Source organism: Streptococcus sanguinis (assembly GCF_020729725.1).
Taxonomy (GTDB): domain Bacteria; phylum Bacillota; class Bacilli; order Lactobacillales; family Streptococcaceae; genus Streptococcus; species Streptococcus sanguinis_V.
In genome coordinates, this window is the sequence record NZ_JAJEPA010000010.1 from 1 (window position 1) to 3,226 (window position 3,226).

3 protein-coding genes are annotated in these 3,226 nt (G+C 37.3%); all 3 read right to left on the reverse strand.

Features of this window, described 5'->3' with window-relative positions; genetic code table 11:
- Nucleotides 1-1,934 (reverse strand): hypothetical protein (locus K4I03_RS05295; RefSeq protein ID WP_227963949.1); only part of this gene is annotated, 1,934 nt, incomplete at its 3' end.
- A 10-nt stretch (nucleotides 1,935-1,944) separates the two neighbouring features.
- The gene (locus tag K4I03_RS05300) at nucleotides 1,945-2,211 is read right to left on the reverse strand and encodes a hypothetical protein (RefSeq protein ID WP_227963950.1); all 267 of its coding nucleotides are present in this window, start codon (nucleotides 2,209-2,211) and stop codon (nucleotides 1,945-1,947) included.
- Nucleotides 2,212-2,330: 119 nt separating this feature from the next.
- Nucleotides 2,331-3,226: CHAP domain-containing protein (locus tag K4I03_RS05305; protein ID WP_227963951.1), on the reverse strand; the 896-nt coding region annotated here is incomplete at its 5' end.

Here is a 3,226-nt window from a genome sequence, read left to right on the forward strand (position 1 = left end):
TCTTTACTCATTGCCTCTATCATATATTCAGGTAACGTTCCTTTGGCAGATACTAGTTTTTGATATTCCTTCAGTTCGTCTTGACCCATCAACCCTGTAATAACATAGTCGAAGTCACTGGTTAAGTCATTGTAGATAACTTTGTGTGCAGAGAATAGGTCTAGCATTTGAACTCTTTTCCTTTCCGCTTCGCTATTATTATTTTGGTTATTTTTCTCTATTTTACCACTAATGTTATCAAATAGATAGGCAAAGCGTACCYCTTTTCCCTTAGCCGCTTTAATTGCTGTTTTCAAATATTCCCAGCTTTCGACACTGATTTGGTCAAGACCATGAATCATTACAATATCATTGTAAGAGGCATTCGCTAGGATATAAGGCAAGGCATTAATAAATTGTGCTTCTAGGACATTGGGTTCTGTGCGCAACCGACTCAAATCATAATAATACTGAGCATATTGATTCCCTACACGATTAGGAAGAGTAGAAATGCTATTGAACATTTCTGGGTGAGTATGTAAAGCATTTGTCAGGGTTGTCTGAAGAGTTTTCAGCCTATCTCTCCCCATTTCAGTCGCCATTTCACCTTTCGCTTCTTCTTCCATTGCATTTTTGATGTTTACTACAAAGTCTCCTAATGTTGTGACATGTTTATGATCGTTCAAATTGAAGAACCTAGCCATAAACCCTTTGCCTTTTTGAGCAGCATCAGAACTCCAATAACCCCTCATTTTATAATACCCATTCAAAGCTTGTTGTAAATCATTAAGCGCCTGCTCTGTCAAAGAGCGATTGGATAACAAATAGAAAATCTGGGCCAAGTTACTAATTTTATCACTATAGATAGAATTGGCATTTATATATTCTCCCCAGCCTTCGATTGGATTCAAGCCACCATAGGACAAGTCGATATAAGCGGCGTCCTCCATAAAACTATCAGACAAGACAAATTTATCTTCACCTTTTTTAATTGAATTATAGTAGTCAAAGCCATTTAAAACAATGTGGAAAGTCCGCTTATCTGTTCTTTGCGCGTGATGAGCGATTAACTGCCCCCATAGTGATGATGAGCTAAGTCCATCATAATTTTCAAAACCATGAACCTTTGATGTTGAAGATGCAGCTACCAAAATCTCGCCATTGATGATAGAACCATTGCGCTTCTTCTTTCTATCAAAACGACCATCAAGATCCATCATAGCCATTCCTTGGGAGTAGGATGCATTCAATTTTCCAATCGCCCAACCATGTTCATCATTCAATCCTCTACGAACAAAATGGTCATTCCCGGCCATATCAGACGTTGTCCAAGTAAAATTGAATTTGCTAGGTTTTGGCGGCTTCATCAAATTTAAAAATAGTTCTTCTTGGTCACCACCTGTAGAAGTGACTTCAATTCCATTCAGAACTTCATTGTAGTAGCGCTGACTATTCAGCAACTGCTGACTAATTTTGTCTGGTTCATCTGACACTAGCAACAGTTTGATTTCCGAATCTACAACCTTGTCATTTCTAGCGATATCACTCTTGGCATTCTCGATGTCTTCAACATTTCTTCTTTTTACCTCTTTTTCATGTTTAGAAGAAAAACGGTTCAATCCATTATTCTCAACTGATTTTTGTAAATTATCAATTTCTTCGTTAAAAATGTCTTTTTGCTGCTGCTCCGTTTTGACAACACTAGGCCAGAAAAGATATCCTTTAACACCTGGCACATTGATATTTGGTAAAAAATCAACCGCCCAAGAATAAGCTCGACTGTGATTCATACCATTCTGATTCGCCAATTTCACAATCGTCCCATAACGGCTGCCTTGTTGAATATAGCTTGCTGTTAATTTATAAGGAGAGGGCGGTGTATTGAAGCTAGGGCTTTTATCCACATCACGCTCATCTACATTCTTTGATTTATTTTTAAAATTAAATAATCCCATAATTCCTCCACTACTCATTTATGGTAATTTTTTCTGTTTCGTCTCTGACAACTGGCAGAGTTCCATKAGTTTCTTGATAAAAACGAACCAAGCTAAAGGCATTAGTAAAACCAAGTTTATCAATTTTAGCCTTGCCGCTAATCAAGTTATTGATACTCATGACCGAAGCTGTACTATTTTGAGAAACATAATAGCTAGTATAAGTACCTTTCTCAATATTCTCAAGAATTATTTCAATCGCTCTACGAGCAACAGCTTCCATTTGATCCACATCCATACTTCTCCCACTCCTTTCTTTTTGCTTTTTATTAAAAATTTTATTCAAAACTTTTAATAAAATTGTACTTCCTTTTTATGTGTTTGTCAAGGGTTAGTCCGACATTTTAGTTTGTCTAACTAGTTCCCATTCCAATTTGGCTCTTTGTTATCTGGATAAGCAAAACGGAAACCTAATGCTTTATATTGAGATGGTGATAGAGTACGGTAGTCGTAAGTATTTATACCTGCTCCCTGAACTCCCGATACTCCGCGATAGTTCTGCTCTGAAATAAGGATATCCCCATTTTCAAAAACATGTTCTACAACACCTGTATGACCGTAGGTTGGGTCATCATTACTTGAGAAAATAGCTCCTGCCTTTGGTGTATCTTTGATTGAATTTCCAAAGTATTCAGCCCAATTCTGTGCAACTTGTCCGCCATCACCTTTTTTGAAGTAATCCCCCCATAATAAACTGCCGTAAGAATTAGAATAGTCCACACACTGGCCTGAATTTTCCTTCCAACGGATTTTGCTCTTATTCTCTGGGTGAGCATATTTTTTGAGAGATTCTGGGAGTTCTCCTGACTTCCAGACATTATAGCCTGCATCAGATGGTATTGTTCCTGTTCCATCAACCGCACTACCACCACTACTTACCTTTGTTGGTTCACAACTATCAGTAACTTTACTTGCACCGTTTGTAGAAGTTGTACTAACAGTTCCGTTTGGCTCTCCTCCGTTGATTGGCCATTTAGATTTATCTGCTTTAGCATTTGATTTATTAAAGACTTCATTTGCTTTTTTAGTAGCAGTTAAACGACGTTCTCGGTGCATGTGTGGAATACTTCCACGTTCATAAACTGCAAACCACAAAAGTGTAGCTTTTTCTACATCGTTTTGGTCAAATACATCATCTATACTGTTAGCTTGAATACCAAACCATTTTTGACCATTAGGTAAGAAGTCAACATATTTACCATTTCTAAATTCATCAGCAAATACAAATTCGGTCTGATTTTTTACTTCTTCTA